Origin of the sequence: Anaerotalea alkaliphila (genome assembly GCF_010179735.1) — a bacterium.
Classification (GTDB): Bacteria; Bacillota; Clostridia; order Lachnospirales; family Vallitaleaceae; genus Anaerotalea; species Anaerotalea alkaliphila.
This window is the reverse complement of record NZ_JAAEEH010000011.1, coordinates 1-17,157: the sequence shown is the minus strand read 5'-3', so window position 1 is coordinate 17,157 and position 17,157 is coordinate 1. Positions and strand designations below refer to the sequence as shown.

At 58.3% G+C, this 17,157-nt stretch carries 16 protein-coding genes; 15 read left to right on the top strand and 1 reads right to left on the bottom strand.

Features of this window, described 5'->3' with window-relative positions; all coding sequences use genetic code 11:
• Positions 1-293: 293 nt before the first annotated feature.
• The 9 genes from GXN74_RS05370 to GXN74_RS05330 all read left to right on the top strand — a co-directional run bounded on the left by GXN74_RS05370 (position 294) and on the right by GXN74_RS05330 (position 11,066).
• Positions 294-803 (top strand): radical SAM protein, encoded by a 510-nt coding sequence (locus GXN74_RS05370; protein WP_162369903.1) that lies wholly within the window; start codon positions 294-296, stop codon positions 801-803.
• A gap of 160 nt (positions 804-963) precedes the next feature.
• Entirely contained in the window at positions 964-1,971 is a 1,008-nt protein-coding gene (iolG, locus tag GXN74_RS05365) for an inositol 2-dehydrogenase (protein ID WP_162369902.1), read from the top strand.
• Positions 1,968-2,759: a hydroxypyruvate isomerase family protein gene (locus GXN74_RS05360; protein WP_212505716.1), complete on the top strand. Its 792-nt coding sequence runs from the start codon at positions 1,968-1,970 to the stop codon at positions 2,757-2,759. Before iolG ends, GXN74_RS05360 begins: the two co-directional genes overlap by 4 nt.
• Positions 2,760-2,987: 228 nt before the next feature.
• Positions 2,988-4,604: a response regulator transcription factor gene (locus GXN74_RS05355; protein ID WP_246208608.1), complete on the top strand. Its 1,617-nt coding sequence runs from the start codon at positions 2,988-2,990 to the stop codon at positions 4,602-4,604.
• Between the two features lie 12 nt (positions 4,605-4,616).
• Positions 4,617-6,398, top strand: coding sequence for a cache domain-containing sensor histidine kinase (locus GXN74_RS05350; protein ID WP_162369900.1), 1,782 nt, complete (start codon positions 4,617-4,619; stop codon positions 6,396-6,398).
• Positions 6,399-6,411: 13 nt separating this feature from the next.
• Positions 6,412-7,413, top strand: coding sequence for a sugar ABC transporter substrate-binding protein (locus tag GXN74_RS05345; RefSeq protein ID WP_162369899.1), 1,002 nt, complete (start codon positions 6,412-6,414; stop codon positions 7,411-7,413).
• A gap of 130 nt (positions 7,414-7,543) precedes the next feature.
• On the top strand, positions 7,544-8,491 hold the full coding sequence (locus tag GXN74_RS05340) for a sugar ABC transporter substrate-binding protein (RefSeq protein WP_212505715.1): 948 nt from the start codon (positions 7,544-7,546) through the stop codon (positions 8,489-8,491).
• Positions 8,492-8,580: 89 nt separating this feature from the next.
• Complete coding sequence (locus GXN74_RS05335; protein WP_162369898.1) at positions 8,581-10,080, top strand: sugar ABC transporter ATP-binding protein; 1,500 nt, start codon at positions 8,581-8,583, stop codon at positions 10,078-10,080.
• Positions 10,080-11,066, top strand: a complete 987-nt coding sequence (locus GXN74_RS05330; RefSeq protein ID WP_212505714.1) for an ABC transporter permease — start codon at positions 10,080-10,082, stop codon at positions 11,064-11,066. The genes GXN74_RS05335 and GXN74_RS05330 overlap by 1 nt, the downstream gene beginning before the upstream one ends.
• A 116-nt stretch (positions 11,067-11,182) precedes the next feature.
• Here the strand turns inward: GXN74_RS05330 and GXN74_RS05325 are convergent, their stop codons facing one another.
• Positions 11,183-12,034, bottom strand: coding sequence for an AraC family transcriptional regulator (locus GXN74_RS05325; protein WP_162369896.1), 852 nt, complete (start codon positions 12,032-12,034; stop codon positions 11,183-11,185).
• Positions 12,035-12,313: 279 nt separating this feature from the next.
• On the opposite strand from GXN74_RS05325, the gene GXN74_RS05320 reads away from it, so the two are divergent.
• The 6 genes from GXN74_RS05320 to GXN74_RS05295 form a co-directional block, all read left to right on the top strand.
• Positions 12,314-13,123 carry a glucose 1-dehydrogenase gene (locus GXN74_RS05320; protein ID WP_162369895.1) on the top strand — a complete coding sequence of 270 codons (810 nt, stop codon included), beginning with the start codon at positions 12,314-12,316 and terminating at the stop codon, positions 13,121-13,123.
• A gap of 29 nt (positions 13,124-13,152) precedes the next feature.
• Positions 13,153-13,980: a transketolase gene (locus GXN74_RS05315; protein WP_162369894.1), complete on the top strand. Its 828-nt coding sequence runs from the start codon at positions 13,153-13,155 to the stop codon at positions 13,978-13,980.
• Positions 13,981-14,006: 26 nt separating this feature from the next.
• Positions 14,007-14,930, top strand: coding sequence for a transketolase family protein (locus tag GXN74_RS05310; protein WP_162369893.1), 924 nt, complete (start codon positions 14,007-14,009; stop codon positions 14,928-14,930).
• A gap of 18 nt (positions 14,931-14,948) precedes the next feature.
• Entirely contained in the window at positions 14,949-15,830 is an 882-nt protein-coding gene (gene garR / locus GXN74_RS05305) for a 2-hydroxy-3-oxopropionate reductase (RefSeq protein ID WP_162369892.1), read from the top strand.
• Positions 15,831-15,913: 83 nt separating this feature from the next.
• Complete coding sequence (locus GXN74_RS05300) at positions 15,914-16,630, top strand: FadR/GntR family transcriptional regulator (RefSeq protein WP_212505713.1); 717 nt, start codon at positions 15,914-15,916, stop codon at positions 16,628-16,630.
• A gap of 232 nt (positions 16,631-16,862) precedes the next feature.
• Positions 16,863-17,157: transposase (locus GXN74_RS05295; protein WP_162369891.1), on the top strand; the 295-nt coding region annotated here is incomplete at its 3' end.

Here is a 17,157-nt window from a genome sequence, read left to right as displayed (position 1 = left end):
GGTTCTTAGTATATTTGATGGAGCACATCAAAAGGAGAATGGAAGCATGATCAACCGGATAAGGACAAGACTGCTGGAGGGCGGCGACATCGATTTCAACGAAGCCCTGGAGCTGATGGAAACGGAAGGGTTGGAAACGATCCTGAGGCTGGCAGATGAAGTGCGCAGGAAATACCGGGGAAATCGGATTGAACTGTGCACCATCATGAACGCAAAATCGGGAAAGTGCTCCGAAAACTGCAAGTACTGCGCCCAGTCGGCACATTACAACACGGGGGTCGAGGAGTACGACCTTGTGGATATCGAAGAAGCTGTGCGCCTCCCACGACATCATTTCGAAGGAGAAGGCCGTCCGCTTGAAGGAGGCCGGAGTCGGCAGGTACCACCACAACGTGGAAACCAGCCGGGAACATTTCAGGAGGATCTGCGACACACATACCTATCAGGACAGGCTGGACACCATCAGGAACGTCCTGGACGCCGGCATGGACGTATGCTGTGGAGGCATCATCGGCATGGGGGAATCGGCCGTGGACAGGATCAGGATGGCCTTCGAGATCAGGGAGGTGGGCGTGGCATCGGTGCCCGTAAATGTCCTGAATCCCGTGGCGGGAAGGCCCCTGGGGGAAAGCCCCAGGTTGACGCCGGAAGAAATCCTGCTTGCCATGGCCATGTTCCGGCTGGTCCTCCCAAAGGCAGCAATCCGCTTCGCAGGCGGCAGAAGCGCACTGGGCGAACACCAGCGCAAAGGGTTGGAGGCCGGCGTGGACGCCATGCTGGAGGAATTGGGGCGCGAGGTGTAGGGAGGGAGAAAGCGGCTTTTGGTCCGGAAGAACCGTCCCCCTGGACCAGTCCCGGCCCCAAAGTTTTTACCCCTATTGCAAAGAACTGGTGCCTGTCTTTCAGCGGATTCCATGCTATACTATGGTTATCAAAGCGTACAGTATGGAAAGGAGACCAGTTATGAAAGTAGGTATCATCGGCGCAGGCAGGATCGGCAAGGTCCACGCGCAAAACATCTCCATGTTCGTCCCTGAAATGGAGATCAAGGCCATCGCGGACCCCTTTGCCAACGAGGAAACGGAAAGCTTCGCCAAGAGGTTCGGCATCCCCGTTGTGTCAAAGGAGGCAAGCACAATCCTGGAGGATCCGGAGATTGAGGCGGTCCTGATCTGCTCCTCGACGGACACCCATTCCAAATACATCATCGAATCCGCCCAGGCGGGCAAGCACATCTTCTGCGAGAAGCCCATCGACTACGACATCGCCATGGTCCGCAAGGCCATCCAAAGCGCCGAGGATGCGGGCGTGAAGCTGCAGATCGGCTTCTGCCGCCGGTTCGACCACAACCACCGGGCGGTCTACGACATGGTCCAAAACGGGGACGTGGGAACCCCCCACATCATCAAGATCAGCTCCCGGGACCCCGAACCCCCGCCGATCAGCTACGTGAAGGTCTCCGGCGGAATCTTCTACGACATGATGATCCACGACTTCGACATGGCCCGCTTCCTGGCAGGCAGCGAAGCGGTGGAAGTACATACCCAAGGTTCGGTCCTGGTGGACCCGGCCATCGGGGAAGCCGGGGACGTGGACACGGCAGTGGTCACCATCCGTTTCGAGAGCGGCGCCATCGCCGTCATCGACAACAGCCGGAAGGCTGTCTACGGCTACGACCAGCGGGTGGAGGTCTTCGGATCCGAGGGCTGCGCGGTGAACGCCAACGACACCCCCAACACGGCGGTCCTGATGAAAGCCGAAGGCACCATCAGCGGAACCTGCTACAAGGTCATGTGGGACCGCTACACCGGCGCCTTCGTGGAGGAAATGAAAGCCTTCGCGGACGCGGTGGTGAACGGCAAGGAAGTGCCGGTGACCGGCATGGACGGACTCTACCCGGTCCTGATGGCCGCTGCGGCCACACTTTCCCTGAAGGAAGGAAGACCTGTCAAGATCAGCGAGGTGGAATGATGAGACATTGCGCATGCATCGACACATTGTATACGGAACTGCCCTGGAAGGAGCGGTTCCAGGCGGCCAAGGACGACGGCTTCGCGGCGGTTGAATTCTGGGACTGGAGGATCCGGGACCTGGAGGAGACCAGGGAGGCCGCGGACAAGGCGGGCATCGAAATCAGCGGATTCAACGGGGATGCGGACTATTCCCTGGTGGACCCCACCCACAAGCAGGCCTACTTGGATTTCCTGCGGCAGTCCATCGCGGCGGCCAAGACCCTGGGGGCGAAGAGCGTCACCATCCACTCCAACGCCCTGGGCGAAGGGGGAGTCGTTGTAAACCACTATGAGGAGCTCTCCTCTACGGTGAAGCTCTGCTCCATGTTCGACACCCTCAAGGAATGCGCCAAAATCGCGGAGGAGGAGGACATCCTCCTGAACCTGGAGGCGCTGAACATCACCACGGACCATGTGGGGAACTTCCTCCAGACCACCCGGATGGGGGCGGAAATGGTCCGGATCATCGGATCCCCCAAGCTGAAGCTTCTCTTCGACGCCTACCACATGCAGCTGAACGAGGGCAGCATCTGCGACAACCTGTCCAAGTACATCGACTGCATCGGCCACATCCACATCGCCGACGCCCCCGGCAGGCATGAGCCCGGCACCGGGGAGATGAACTACGCCCATATCGCCCGGCACCTGGAGGTGCTTGGATATGCGGGCAACGTGGGCAGCGAGCTGTTCCCCCTGACGGACACGAAAACCGCCGTCAAGGCCATCATGGCCATCACACCCAGATAATCTCGCAATCCTACCGGCCCTGTGGGCCTGAGCGTTGCTTGATCATACTCCTCCTTAGGGCAGCCGGACACCAACCCGGCTGCCCGCTTTTTTTCGGAGCGAACAATGGAAAAAAGGGCGGACAACGGAAAAAAGGAAAAAAGAAAACAGGAAACAGGATGGCATAAGCCCGGAAATGGGGTACAATGGATTCAACAAGGACTGTACGGAAGGGAATGGGTGAGGAAGATGCTGACTGTGTTGATTGTGGACGATGACATGCTGGTGCGCCAGACCTTGCGCGCGCTGGTGGACTGGGACAAGCTGGGCTTTGCGATTGCGGGAGAGGCGGGAGACGGCCTGGAGGCCATCGAGGAGATCGACAAGACCCCCCCCGACCTGCTGATCCTGGACATGTCCATGCCCCAGATGGACGGTCTGGAGGTCATCCGGCACATCCGCCAAAAGGGCTTGGACACCCGCATCCTGGTCCTAAGCTGCCATGACGACTTCCATTACGTGAAGGAAGCCATGCGTCTGCGGGCGGACGAATACCTGTTGAAGCACATCCTTTCTCCGGAGGGTCTGGAAGAGACCGTGCTGAAGCTGCGGGAGCAGATCCTTGCGGACGCGAAACTGAAGGTGGACGAAATCGCGGTGCAGAGGAGGAGCCGGGAAGGGATGCGCCTCCTTAGGAACGAGCTGCTGGCGAAAATCCTCCGGGGACCGGTTTTTTTTACGGAGATCGAGGAGAAGATCAAAGCCTATGCACCCGACCTGGCCCAAGCGAAATTTGCAGTGGCCCACATCCGGATCAGGAACTTCCAGGAGGCGGTGAAAAGCTTCGAGCCGGATGGGGAGGACATCCTCCGGATGGTCCTGGGGAACATCGTGGAGGAAGTAGGGAAGGACAGCTTCCCGGCCGAACTGGTGCAGCTGGAGCAGGGGGAATTCGCCCTGCTGGTCCGCATGGCGGCCACAAGCCGGGCCAGGGTCAAAACGGACATGGAAGCCCTGACGAAACGGATCGAATACGCCATGCACACCTTTTTCAACATCCGGATGAACGCGGTGGTTTCCACGGACTGCGCAACCTACCGGGGGCTGGGGGAAATCTACAGGCGGGTGCGGCAGACCGGAAAGCACTTCTTCTATGAGGACGCCGTCCTCCTGGCGGACGGACAGCTGGCGCCCATCGGGGAAACCGCCCTCCCCCAGGCCCCGGCCCTGCTGGACAGGGTCAAAAGCCAGCTGGAAGAAAACGGATTCGAGGACATGCTGGAGGAGATGCAGGAGACCCACAGACGCATGGCGGATGCCAGGCCGGATCCCGACGCATTCATGGACTGGTATGCGGAAATGAACCGGAGCCTTCTCAATTACGTTGCCTACCGCTTCAAGCTGCGTCTTGACCAGGACAAAAAGGATGACTTCGTGGAGGGCTGCAGGAAAGCGGACAATGAAAAGGAACTGTTCCAGTGCTTCAAGGGGATGGTCGCCTTCCTGGAATCCCTCCTGGCAAGCGACAGTTACAAGGACGTGGAGAACAGGCACATCAGGGAGGCCCTCCGGTACATCCAGGCCCACTTCATGGAGGACCTCTCCCTCTCCACGGTGGCGGAACACCTGCATGTGAACGGAGCGTACCTCAGCCATCTTTTCAAGGAGTTCACAGGCCAGAACTTCGTGGACCATGTGAAGGAGGTGCGGATCAAGAAAGCCTGCGAGCATCTGGACCATTCGGACATGAAGATCAAGGACGTGGGGGAAGCCGTGGGCATCCCCAACAGGAAATATTTTTCGAAATCCTTCAAGAAGCTGGTGGGCATGAGCCCCCAGGAGTACAAGGGAAGGGCTTTGAAGTAGGGGGTGGTGGGCATGAAATTGAAGATGAACATATACAACATCCGCACCAGGCTGGTACTGGCGGTGTCCGGAATCATCGTATTCGTCTCCATCGCGACCCTGCTGCTCTTCTACAGCTTCACCAACATCTTCCTGGCAGGGAAGATCGCCGACACGACCACGGACCACCTGAGCAAATACTCCAGGGTCCTGGACCGGTATCTGGGGGACGCCTATTACCTGGCCACGAAAACGCTGACGGAGGAAGAATTCCGCATGCTCCTGGGCGGGGAGGAGGGGCTGACGCCGGAGAGGCAGGAGGCCCTCGGCAGCCTCCTGAACAGGGAAGCGGAGATGAATCCCGTGGTGGACTCCATCTACTACTATTCGGTGGCGGACAGCCTGATCCTGACCTCCGACGAACTGAACCCCAAGAGGGAGGTCAACAACCTGGGCCTCTACCCATGGATCACCGCCGTCACCCGGACCCTGGGGAGCGTCGGGAACCTGTACAACATTTCCGGCCATGAGGACGAGGTCGGCCTGGTCAAGAACCGGTATGTGAGCCTGTCCAGACCGGTCTATGGGGAAAAGGGGGACATCCGGGGCATCCTCTCCGTCAACATGAAGGAGGCCAGCGTGTTCTCCAGCTTCTTCTACAGCATCACCGACAGCAACGGATCCCATGTGCATCTGGTGGGGACCGCGGACGACCTGGTCTCCTCCAGCCAGGAGGGATACGGGGACAAGCGCATCCTGGACAGGGAATACTACCCCCGGATCCGGGAATACTCCCAAGGCTACACCCTTGGGATGGAGGACGGGGTGGAGAAGCTGGTCGTCTTCGTCACCCATCCGCTGGCCGAATACATGCTGGTCTACACCATCCCCTTCAGGAACGTGACCTCCGGGATGGGGACCCTCCGGAACCTGGCCATCCTGCTGAGCGCCTCTGGCATCCTGACCGGCGTCCTCATCCTTTACCGCATGTCCGACAGCTTCTACAAGCCCATCCGGACGCTGAAGGGTGCCATGAAGGGGTTCGAGGAGGGGGACTTCGCCCTTCGGATCCGGGAGGAGAGGAACGACGAGTTCCGGGTGCTGTACCGGGGGTTCAACAACATGGCGGAGGGGGTCACCAGCCTGATGGACCAGACCATCCGGCAGAAGGTCCGCATGGACCGGGTCCACTACAAGACCCTGCAGACCCAGATCTCCCCCCACTTCATGTACAACACCCTGTACTCGATCAAGTGCATGGCCATGCTCAACAAGGACACCGTCACCACCCAGATGCTCACGGCCTTCATCGAGCTGCTGCACGTGAGCACGGACAACCGGGTGGACCTGATCCCCTTGGAGACGGAGAGGAAGCAGATCGAGAACTATGTGGTCCTGCAGAAGAAGCGGTACGGGGACGCCTTCCAGGTAGCCTTCGACATCGAAGAGGAATACGGCGCCATCCTGGTCCCCAAACTGATCCTGCAGCCCCTGGTGGAGAATTCCCTGAAGTACGGTCTGGACCTGAAAAAAGGGGGAGGCAGCATCCGCATCGGCGCCCGAAGGGTGGAGGACGGCTTCCTCCTGGAGGTTGTCGACAGCGGCAGGAAGCCGGACATGGAGCGCATCCGGGAGATCCTGGACTCTGACTTCCTCCAGGACTTCCGGGAGATCGGCATCAACAACGTGAACCAGCGGATCAAGCTGATCTACGGGGAGGCCTACGGCCTCAGCTACGAATACAGGGAAGGGCAGGGACTGGCGGCCCGGGTCCATCTGGGGGAACGTCCCATCGCCAATTACGACAAGATCTGAACGGAGGCAACCCATGGACTGGAAACACGCAAGGAAGAACCGGATCATCGTGCTCGTGGCAGGCGGGGGGCTGCTCCTGTGCCTGCTGCTGTTCGCCCTCCTGCAGGGATCCCTCTCCGGCAAGGGCATCGAATCCCTGCAGGAAGGGAAGGGGAAGCCCACGGTGGCTGTGGTGCTGAAAGCCCTGGACAGCGAGCATTGGGAGAGGATCAAGAAGGGGGCCGAAAGGGCCGCCAGGGAGTACGGAGCGGACTTGGTGGTGATGGCCCCCGACAAGGAGAGCAATGTGGCCATGCAGTTTGCGATGGTCCAGGACCTGCTGAAGGAGGACATCGACGCCCTCTGCATCGCCCCCTGCGATTCGGAAGGGATCCTGCCCCTGGTCACCAGGGCCAAGCTCCAGGGGATCCCTGTTTTCACCATCGACACCAACGCCTATGACGAACGAAACATCCAGGCCTTCATCGGGACCGACAACTACAAGGCGGGGATCCTGGCGGGGGAGCGGATGCGGGAAGTGCTCCCGGAGGACGGCAAGGTGGCCGTCATGACGGGGCTCCTGACCCAGCAGACCCATGGGGAGCGGCTGCGGGGATTCCGCAAGGCCATGGAAGGGAGCGGACTGGAGATGGCCCTGGTGCTGGGCGGCAAAAGCGAATCGGATACGGCCTACAGGGCCACGAAGGAATTCCTGCGGGAAGGGGAGTCCGTGGACGGCATCTTCGTCACCAACGCCCTGATGGCCATCGGGGTGCTGGAGGCACTGAAGGAGGAGGGCATGACCGGCCAGATCCGTGTCATCGGCTTCGACGACCAGAAGGCGATGCTCCTGGCCGTCGGGGAGGGGCACATGGACAGCACGATCACCCAGGACCCCTACGCCATGGGATATCTGGCGGTGGAATCCAGCATGCGGCACCTGCGGGGGGAGGCCCTCCAGAAGCACATCGAGACACCCGCCGGCATCGTTTCCCTGGACAACCTGGAGGCGTACAGGGAGACACGCAAGGAATAGGGACACGAGAAAAAAAGGAAAAGACAAAGATAAGAGGTCCATTCGAAAGATGTGACCTCTTTTTTGATGCCCTTTTTCAGGAGATAATGGGGTCGTAGCAAAAAGGTGGGATTTTGAAAGGAGAAGAAGAATGAAGAGAATTGCAGCAATGTTGTTGGCAGGAATGATGCTTGTGGCCGGTTGCGCCAAAGAGGAAGCGGTACAACCTCCTGTGGACGGTGGAGAAGCCGGCGGCGGAGAAACCGCAAAAGAGCTTACCATCGGTTTTGTGGTCAAAGGAAGCGATGAGCACTGGATCGCCGTGGAGCAGGGAGCCAAGCAGGCGGCCGAAGATTTCGGCGTGAAGCTGGCGTTCACGGGTCCGGCCAAGGAAACGATGATTGAAGAGCATACAGGAATGATCGAGAACAACATCACCAACAAAGTGGACGCGCTTTGCGTGGCACCGGTGCAGCCGGCGGCCCAGGCGGGCATCCTGAAGCGGGCGGTGGATGCGGGAATCCCCCTGCTGCTGATCGATACAGATGCAGATGTGGAAGGGAAGACAGCTTTCCTTGGAACAGGCAACTACGCGGCGGCCGAGCTTGCAGGAACCTATATCGGTGAGAAATTGAGCGAAGGCGCCAAAGTGGTGATCATCCGCGGAGCCTTGGGAGACAAGACCCATGACGACCGGACGGCGGGCGCCAAAGACAAGCTGGAGGCCATGGGACTGGAAGTCATCGACGTGCAGCCTGCGGACAGCGACAGTGAAAAAGCGGCCAACGTCATGGAGAACATGATGCAGACCCACGAGACCATCGACGCCGTGTTCGTCACAGCAGACCAGATGGCCCTGGGCGCATTGCAGTCCATCCAGAAGGTCGGAAAATCCATCATGCTGGTCGGATTCGACGGATCCCCCGGAGCGGTGGAGAAGATCAAGGAAGGCGTCATGGAAGGCTCCGTAGCGCAGAACCCCTACCAGATGGGATATCTGGGTGTGCAGAACGCAATCGAAGCAATCAACGGAAATCCGGTGGATGAGATCATCGACACGGGAGCGAAATTGCTTACAAAGGAAAACATCGAGGAATAGCCCATAACCAACATCAGCAGAGGCTGCCGACACAGACGGATTCAGAAGGACCCCTGTCCGGCAGCCTTTATAAAAGCAAGGTGGTAAAGATGGAAAAATTGATTGAAATCAGGAAAATACGGAAGCAGTTCCCCGGCGTCCTTGCATTGGACGGGGTCTCCATGGAAGTCCTTCCAGGACAGGTGCATGGGCTGCTAGGAGAAAACGGGGCTGGAAAGTCCACGCTGATCAAATGCCTCACAGGCATCCACCAGCCGGAAGAAGGGCAGATCCTGGTCGACGGGAAAGAGGTCCGGTTTGAAAATCCCAAGCAGGCGATCAATTTGGGGATCAGCTGCATTTATCAAGAGTTGAACACGATTCCAGAGCTTTCCGTCACAGACAACATCTTCTTGGGCCAATACCTGAGAACAGGCGCGGGATTCTTGGATTACAATACGATGCATACAAAAGCGAAGGAATACTTGAGCCAGCTGGGGCAGGAGATCGATCCGAAGACGCCCATGCGGGATCTTGGGATCGGCCAGCAGCAGATGGTGGAAATCGCCAAATCCCTGTCCAGGAACGCCCGGCTGATCATCATGGACGAGCCTTCCGCCAGTTTGAGCCGGCGGGAAATCGACGAACTGATGAAGGTGGTCCGTTATCTGGCGGACAAGAAGGTGGGCATCATCTTCATTTCCCACAAATTGGAGGAGGTGTTCGAGGTCTGCGACATGGTGACGATCCTTAGGGACGGGCAGCACATCATCTCGGAAGACGTGAAGAACATGACCAACGAGAGCCTGATCGCCAACATGGTCGGCCGGGAATTGAAGGAACTGATCCCCAAGGAAGTCCATCCCGTAGGGGAAGAGTTCCTTCGGGTGGAAGGTCTGACCCGGTACGGCGTGTACAGGGACATCTCCTTTTCCGTAAGGGGAGGGGAAGTGCTGGGAATGGCAGGCCTTGTGGGGGCCGGGCGTTCGGAAACCATCCGGGGCGTGTTCGGTATCGATGACATCGACGGGGGCAAGGTCTGGGTCAAGGGGAAAGAGGTTTCCATCAAAAACCCCATGGACGCCATCGCAAACGGACTGGCCTTCGTGACCGAGGACCGGAAAGGGCAGGGCCTGGTCCTGAACGACAGCATCGCCAACAACCTGTCCCTGGTGTCCCTGGAACGGAATTTTTCCAAGGGCGGGTTCATCCAGAAGAAGAAGGTCCGCCAGCGGTCCAAGGAGAACGTGGACGCCCTCCGCATCAAGATCGCATCCCTGAACGATCCGGTGGGGCAGCTGAGCGGCGGAAACCAGCAGAAGGTGGTCATCGGGAAATGGCTGAATTCGGATCCGGACATCTTCATCTTCGACGAACCCACCCGGGGCATCGACATCGGTGCGAAGGTGGAGGTCTACAACGTGATGAACGCCCTCACCAAGCAGGGCAAGGCGGTGGTGATGATCTCGTCCGAGCTCCCGGAGATTCTGGGAATGAGCGACCGTGTCATCGTCATGCGGGAAGGCAAGGTCATGGGAGAACTGGATAGGGATTCCAGCAACTTCAATGAGGAAACGATTATGAAAGCGGCATGGGGAGGAAAAATCTAATGGCTAATATCAATTTGGGCAAATCCTGGAAGGAAGTGGCGTTCAAGCTGGCGCCGCTCCTGTCCCTGGTGATCCTTTCGGTCTATCTGACGTTCGCGTCAAGCAATTTCCTGAAAATCGACAACATGATGAACATCCTGCGCCAGGCGTCGACCATCGCCCTGGTGGCCTTGGGGATGCTGATCGTAATCATCACGGCGGGCATCGACCTTTCGGTGGGATCCATCCTGGCCCTGTCCATCGTCACCATGGGGGTCGCGCTCAAGGCGGGCGTCACCAATCCCCTGATCCTGGTCCTGGTCTGCGTGGCCGTGGGGATCGCCTTTGGGGTCGTCAACGGACTCCTGCTGACCAAGCTGAACCTGCCCCATCCCTTCATCTCCACCATCGGGACCAGGAACATCGGACAGGGTCTGGCCCTGCTGATCACGGGAGCGGCCCCGATCATCGGCTTCCCCAAGATCATCGAGGCGCCCGGTGCAGGCAATGTGGGCGGGTTCCCGGTCAGCTTCCTGCTGGTGCTGGTGGCCTACGTGCTGGTCCACATCATGCTGAACAACACGGTGCTGGGCAGGCAGATCTACTCCATCGGCGGCAACAAGGAAGCGGCCATCGTGGCGGGGATCAACGTGAAAAGGGTGCTGCTCTTCGTCTACGGCTTCTCCGGCTTCATGTGTTCCCTGGCGGGGATCATCTACATCGGCCGTGTGGGCGCGGCCATCCCGTTGGCGGGACCCACCACGGACATGGACGCCATCGCGGCGGTCATCATCGGGGGCGCCTCCTTCTCCGGAGGGAAGGGGACGGTCTCGGGAACCATGATCGGCGTCCTGCTCATCGCCCTGATCCGGAACGGATTGAACCTGATGAGCGCTGCGTCGGACTTGCAGTACATCGTCATCGGTCTGGTCATCATCATCGCCGTGTTCGCCGATGTGGTGCGCACCAAGGTGGAGGAAAAGGCAAGGAGACTGGCAAAGGCCTAATCTGGAACGCGGAAGAACCGTCCCTGCAGTCCAAGGACAAGAAAAGGGATGCGGCAAACCAACCGGTGGTTGGATTGCCGCATCCCTTTTCTGCTGGATTCCATAGGGAAGGAGGGTCAGAAAAGCAGGCGCCGGTATTTCGCGGGGGTGTACCCCACATGCTGCTTGAAGGAAGAGATGAAGTAGGACTCGCTGCTGAAGCCCAGGTGGAAGGAGATTTCCTTGATGGGCATCCCTGTCTTCTTCAGAAGCTCCTGGGCCTTTTTCATGCGGTGGTTGATCAGATATTCGTAGGGGGAATAGCCGGTCCCCTGCTTGAACAGCCGTGAAAAATGATAGGGGCTGAGGGAGACATGGTCCGCCAGGTCCTTCAGGGTCATGGGTTTGCTGTAGTTGGCGTGGATGTGGTCCACCGTGGTCTGGATGATGTCCTTGGCAACCTGCAGGTGGAAGCCTTCCGGTGAGGTGGGGGTGGTCGCCAGGATGCCCAGCAGGTTATGGAGCATGGAGGAGACGGCATGCTCGTTGACGAAATCGGACAGGGCCATCTCCGACAGGATGGCCTCCACAAGCCGTCCCTGGGTGGAATCCGGGGGCAGGTCCACCGCCGCCGCGCCCCGTTCCACCAGCAGGTGGTAGTATGCCGGGCTGGCGTTCCCGTCAAAGACGACCCATTGGAATTCCATCTGCGTTTGGGTGCCGTACCGGTGCTCCTCGTAACGGTTCAGGAGGACCAGGGTGTCCTTCCGCAGAGGAAACTCCTTCTGCTTCTGGATGGCGTACCCCTCCCCTTGCAGCACCCGCAGCAGCAGGAAGCTTTCGGAGCCCTGCTTCTCGATGTGGTAGTCCTGTCCGCAGTGGAAATGCCCGGCGCTGGTGGCATGGAACAGATGGCTCCGGGCGAAAGCCGTGGGGATGTGGTGGAACATGGTCGAGGGGGGAAGGACCCCTTTCTCTCTGTACTGCATGGGATACCTCGCAATTCTGGATGCAAATCCTGGATGCAATGGGTTGGCGGTTGTTGCAATGATGGTACCACAGGAATCGAGGTGATGCAAGGGGAGGGGACGGTTCTTCCGGACCAGAAAATGGTCCGGAAGAACCGTCCCCTCGGACCAGCCCAAATCCCCCTTGACAAGCGTTCGCGTACTGTGATAAAGTAAAGGCACAACCTGTTATACAAGTAACAAGTAACAAGTAACAAGCTAATACAAATAGGCAGACAATTGCATGGAAGGAGGGCAAGCGTGTCCATTGAAAGCAATTTGAAGAAGCTGTTTTCCCTGGAGGGGAAGGTCGTCATGCTGACCGGAGCCACGGGAGGGATCGGCAGCGTCCTGGCCAAGGGACTGGCCGAAGCGGGTGCCACGATGGTCCTTTGTGACATCGATGGAGCCGGCATGGGACAGCTGGAAGAGGAAATAAACGGCAAGGGCGGCATGGCCTGTTCCATAGGGCTGGACATGCGGAACATGGACTCGATCAGGGAATGCGTCAGGCGGGCGACGGACAGGCTAGGCAGGATTGACGTCCTGATCAACTGTGCGGGCATCAACAAGAGGGAGGGGTTCCTGGATGTGGAGGAGGAAACCTACGACCGGATCATGGACATCAACCTGAAGGGGCTCTACTTCCTGTCACAGGAAGTGGCCAAGGACATGATGAAAAGGAAGCGGGGAAACATCATCAACATGGCGTCCCACAACTCGGTGGGGATGCTGGGAGGCGTAAGCGTATACGGGGCAACAAAAAGCGCGGTGACGGCGCTGACCAGGTCCATGGCGGTGGAATGGGCCCGATACGGAATCCGCGCCAACGCTATCGCTCCAGGCCATATCCTTACTCCCCTCACCCAAGTGACCTGGGAACATCCGGTGCGGAGCGCCTACCTGAAGGAGAGGATCGCCATGGAAAGGCCGGGCGATCCGGAGGAGCTCCTGGGGATCACCATCCTGCTGGCCTCGGATGCCTCCAGCTACATGTCGGGAACGATGTGCCATGTGGACGGCGGATGTCTGGCGGGTGGAAAACCATGGCCCTACGACACGGCGTACTAAGGGAGACCGAAACGATGGGAGGAAATGAAATGGCAGAACGAGTGGAACTGGTCCGGAATCTGGAAACGGTGGCAAAAAGGATCAGAAGGAACATCATCGAGAGCGTGGGGGTCGGTGTCGCCGGCCACATCGGCGGAAGCTTTTCCAGCGCCGACATGGTGGCGGCCCTCTATTTCCACAAGATGCGCTACAGCCCCACGGACCTGGGCAGACCGGACCGGGACAGGTTCATCCTCAGCAAGGGGCATGTGGCGATCCTGCAGTATGCGGCCCTGGTGGAGGCGGGCATCGTCGATCGTAAGGAGCTGAAGAAAACGAAAACCATCGGCTCCTGCCTGCAGGGGCACCCGGACGTGATGAAGACGCCGGGAATCGAGGCGGGCACAGGATCCCTGGGCCAAGGGCTTTCCATCGGCCTGGGGATGGCCTTGGCCCAGCGTCTGGACGGGCAGGATGCCAAGACCTACGTCCTCATGGGGGACGGGGAGCTGGCGGAAGGCCAGATCTGGGAAGCGGCCATGGCCGCGGCCAACTTCAAGGTGTCCAACCTGGTGGGCATCGTGGACAGGAACCGCCTCCAGGCCACCGGAAGGATAACGGAACGCTTCAATACGAACCCCCTGAACGCAAAATGGAAAGCCTTCGGATGGGAGGTCATCGAAGTCGAGGACGGCAACGACATGCCCCAGCTGCTGGAAGCGCTGGAAAAGGCGGACAAGGCCGAAACAGGCCCCACGGTCATCATCATGGATACGGTCAAGGGGAAGGGCCTCAGCTTCGCGGAAAACGTGGTGGGATTCCACAACGGCATGCTGACACAGGAGCAATATGACCTCGCCATGGCGGAACTGGCCTGAACAGACGAAAGGAAAGGAAGAAGGAAATGACTTACAACAACCAGAGAATCGCCTATGGGGAAACATTGGTACGCCTGGGGCGGGAGAACCCCGACATCGTGGCATTGGAAGCGGACTTGGGCAAGTCCACCATGAGCTTCATGTTCCAGGAGTCGTTCCCGGAACGGTATTTCGAGATGGGCATCGCTGAGGCCAACATGACCTCCACGGCAGCAGGCCTTGCGCAGACAGGGAAAATCCCCTTCACCCATTCCTTCGCCGTGTTCTCCGCAGGCAGAGCCTACGACCAGATCCGACAGACCATCGCCATCGGCAACCTGAACGTGAAAATATGCGGATCGTCGGCGGGGCTCAGCGACTTCGGGGACGGTTCCACCCATCAGGCAATCGAGGACATGGCGATCATGCGCGCAATCCCCAACATGACCGTCCTGTGCCCCGCAGACGCCAATGAAACCGTCAAGGCCGTGGAGGCCATGGTGGAGTTCAAGGGACCCTGCTACATCCGGCTGAACAGGAACAACTACGAGAACGTGACCGCAGAGGACGCACCCTTTGCAATCGGAGTTCCAACCATTTTGCGGGAAGGGACCGATGTGGTCGTCTTCGCCTGCGGCATCATGGTGGGCAAGGCGCTGGCGGCAGCGGAGGGACTCAAGGAAATGCTCTCGGTGAAGGTCGTGAACGTGAGCACGGTCAAGCCCCTGGATGTGGAAAAGATCCGAAAAGCAGCAGCCGGCTGCAAGGGAGCCGTGACCGCCGAGGAGCACAGTGTGATTGGAGGATTGGGGAGCGCCGTCGCACAGGCGCTGGCAGACATGCCCGTGCCCGTCGCATGCATCGGTGTGGAGGACGAGTTCGGATGCAGCAGCCACGACTATGAGGGACTTCTGGCGCACTATGGACTGACGACGGACGTGATTGTCAGGGAAATCAGGAAATTCGCTTAGAGTAGAAAGGAGACAAGGATGAGAATCGGATTTATCGGACTGGGAATCATGGGAAAACCCATGGCCAAGAACCTTTTGAAGGCAGGCCATGAACTGAAGGTATACGATGTGGTGCGGGGAAATATGGAGGAGCTTGTGGACGCAGGTGCCTGGGCCGCCGGATCGGCAAAGGATGCGGCTGCCCAGGCGGAAGTCGTCATCACCATGCTCCCGAACTCCCCCCATGTCAAAACGGTCGTCCTGGGTAAGGACGGTGTGCTGGAAGGCGCCGGGGAAGGGACCATCCTCATCGACATGAGTTCCATCGCACCGCTGGCGTCCCAGGAAGTGGGGAAGGCTTGTGAGGCCAGAGGGGTCAGGATGATCGACGCCCCCGTTTCGGGAGGCGAGCCCAAAGCCGTCGACGGGACGTTGGCTGTCATGGTCGGCGGGGACAAAGCTGCATTCGAGCAGGTGAAGGAGGAGATCCTGCTGAAAATGGCGGCGACGGCTGTCCACTGCGGCAAGCTGGGGGCAGGGAACACCACCAAGCTGGTGAACCAGGTTGTGGTCGCACTGAACATCGCCGCGGTGTCCGAAGGATTCATGCTGGCAAAAATGGCGGGCGTGGACCCGGAGCTGGTCTATCAGGCCATCCGAGGCGGACTGGCGGGCTCGACCGTGATGGACGCCAAGGTTCCCATGATCCTGGAGAAGAACTTCAAGCCGGGATTCAAGATCGACCTGCACATCAAGGACCTGAACAACGCCCTGGAGACGGCCCACCAGGTGGGGGCACCCCTGCCGCTGAGCGCCGAGGTGCTGGAGATGATGACGAACCTGCATTTCGACGGGAACGGAAACGACGACCACAGCGCCCTTGCGAAATACTACGGCAAGCTGACGGGAGAATCCATCTAGAAGCGGTGGAATCGGCGGCCCCTCTTGCATTCGGCGGGAGCCCGTGATATGATTTGTAAAAAAGAAAAGAAGGACAGAGGACTATGGGAATAGACGTACGCCGTGTGCAAAAAACCAATGTCAGCAATGAAATATTCGAACAGCTGAAGCAGATGCTCCTGAACGGAATCTACAGGCCGGGAGACAAATTCCCGTCGGAAAACGAGCTGACGGAAGCCTTCGGCGTCAGCAGGATGACGGCGCGCCAGGCCATCCAGAAGCTGGCCGTATTGGGCTTCCTTGAAACAAGGGTCGGAGAGGGTTCGTATGTCCAAGAAGCCAATATGGGCATGTTCATGAACGGCATCATTTCGGCCGTCTATCTGGGAGAGGACGCGATTCTGGAAATCCTGGAGTTCCGGACCGTGGTGGAGGGGAAGACCGCCCAAATCGCAGCAGACAAGGCCACCGGCCAGGACATCGCCGACCTGGAAGAAATCGTCGGGCAGATGGAGAGCTGCAAGGACGACGAGAAGCGGTTCTCCGAACTCGACCTGATGTTCCATCTGAAGCTGGCGGAAATCACACGGAACATCATCCTGACCTCGACCTACAACATCGTCAACGAAGCCATGAGGATGGCCATGGAGCAGATCGTCCACGTCACCGGCCACAAGGACGGGCTGCATTACCACAAGCTGATCCTGGATGCGATCAAGGCCCATGACGGGAAAGCGGCAAAGGAACACATGACCGAACATGTGGAGAAGACCTACCAGAGGATGCTGGAACATCGCAGGAAGACGGGGGCGGATGTCTAGACAAATCGCAACAAAAAGCTTGACCGAAAAAAGAATATATGGTACTATTTTCCCACAGGTTGTTATACAAGTAACAAGTAACAGGTAACAGTCAACAAGCACAAAGCAACAACCAACAACAGAGGCCACTGAAAAAGTCTCATAATTAGAAAAGAAGCTTGAATGCAGATTAGACTGCAATTCAAGCTTTTTTTTGTTATAATCATAGTATCAAAAAAAGGTGGTGGCCCTTATGATCCAGCAACAACAGGCGATGGTTTTAAGTCAATTCCTATCCTTATATGAACGCATCATTCCCAAAGACAACATGCTGCGTAAGATCAAGGAACTGGTTGATTTCAGTTTCGTATATAAGGAGCTGAAGGACAAATACTGTTTAAACAATGGACGCAATGCAATCGACCCGATCAGACTGTTCAAATACCTGATTTTAAAGGCCATCTTTGGACTATCCGATGTGGATGTGGTTGAGCGTTCGAAATACGACATGTCCTTCAAGTATTTCCTGGATATGGCTCCAGAGGAGG

Bases quoted from the DNA above. Each gene is read 5' to 3' on its own strand.
- iolG (WP_162369902.1), top strand. From the start codon at position 964: ATGAAAGTAGGTATCATCGGCGCAGGCAGGATCGGCAAGGTCCACGCG.
- GXN74_RS05360 (WP_212505716.1), top strand. From the start codon at position 1,968: ATGATGAGACATTGCGCATGCATCGACACATTGTATACGGAACTGCCC.
- GXN74_RS05355 (WP_246208608.1), top strand. From the start codon at position 2,988: ATGCTGACTGTGTTGATTGTGGACGATGACATGCTGGTGCGCCAGACC.
- GXN74_RS05350 (WP_162369900.1), top strand. From the start codon at position 4,617: ATGAAATTGAAGATGAACATATACAACATCCGCACCAGGCTGGTACTG.
- GXN74_RS05345 (WP_162369899.1), top strand. From the start codon at position 6,412: ATGGACTGGAAACACGCAAGGAAGAACCGGATCATCGTGCTCGTGGCA.
- GXN74_RS05340 (WP_212505715.1), top strand. From the start codon at position 7,544: ATGAAGAGAATTGCAGCAATGTTGTTGGCAGGAATGATGCTTGTGGCC.
- GXN74_RS05335 (WP_162369898.1), top strand. From the start codon at position 8,581: ATGGAAAAATTGATTGAAATCAGGAAAATACGGAAGCAGTTCCCCGGC.
- GXN74_RS05330 (WP_212505714.1), top strand. From the start codon at position 10,080: ATGGCTAATATCAATTTGGGCAAATCCTGGAAGGAAGTGGCGTTCAAG.
- GXN74_RS05325 (WP_162369896.1), bottom strand. From the start codon at position 12,034: ATGCAGTACAGAGAGAAAGGGGTCCTTCCCCCCTCGACCATGTTCCAC.
- GXN74_RS05315 (WP_162369894.1), top strand. From the start codon at position 13,153: ATGGCAGAACGAGTGGAACTGGTCCGGAATCTGGAAACGGTGGCAAAA.
- GXN74_RS05310 (WP_162369893.1), top strand. From the start codon at position 14,007: ATGACTTACAACAACCAGAGAATCGCCTATGGGGAAACATTGGTACGC.
- garR (WP_162369892.1), top strand. From the start codon at position 14,949: ATGAGAATCGGATTTATCGGACTGGGAATCATGGGAAAACCCATGGCC.
- GXN74_RS05300 (WP_212505713.1), top strand. From the start codon at position 15,914: ATGGGAATAGACGTACGCCGTGTGCAAAAAACCAATGTCAGCAATGAA.